This window comes from Candidatus Aquicultor secundus (assembly GCF_002791875.1).
Taxonomy (GTDB): Bacteria; Actinomycetota; Aquicultoria; order Aquicultorales; family Aquicultoraceae; genus Aquicultor_A; species Aquicultor_A secundus.
Genome location: NZ_PFNG01000072.1, coordinates 3,300 through 3,827, shown reverse-complemented (window position 1 = coordinate 3,827; position 528 = coordinate 3,300). Strand labels below are relative to the sequence as shown.

Below are 528 nucleotides of genomic sequence, written 5' to 3'. Positions count from 1 at the left end.
CAGAATGACAGGTAAGTATTTGTTCAGAATGACAGGTAAGTAATAAAGGAACTAGTAGGAGTAGTAATGCAAATCAAAGGTAAAGCGTTTAAATTTGGTGATAGCATAAGTACGGACCATATCGCTCCGGGAAGGCTGTTTCATCTAAGGACAAACCTGCCGGAGCTTGCCAAACACGTGCTGGAGGATGCCGACCCGGAGTTTGCAAGCAAGGTGCAGCCCGGCGATTTCGTGGTTGGCGGTAAGAATTTCGGCCTTGGCTCAAGCCGCGAGCACGCCCCGACCATTATAAAGCTGGCGGGGGTCGGAGCGGTGCTGGCCGAGTCGTTTGCACGTATCTTCTACCGCAACGCGATCAATATCGGCCTGCCGGTTCTCATCTGTGACACCAACCAAATTAATGCTGGAGACGAGCTTGAGGTTGATGTCAGTAAAGGCGAGATTAAGGATATTACCAAAGGTATTACGATTCAGGCCAAGCCGCTACCTGACGTCATGATTAAAATCCTCAACGACGGCGGGCTGCTT

General features: G+C 50.2%; 1 protein-coding gene. It reads left to right on the top strand.

The window, feature by feature from the left end:
- Positions 1-66 precede the first annotated feature (66 nt).
- Positions 67-528, top strand: a 462-nt coding sequence (locus COY37_RS02845) for a 3-isopropylmalate dehydratase small subunit (RefSeq protein WP_286975996.1), incomplete at its 3' end; no start/stop codon positions are given.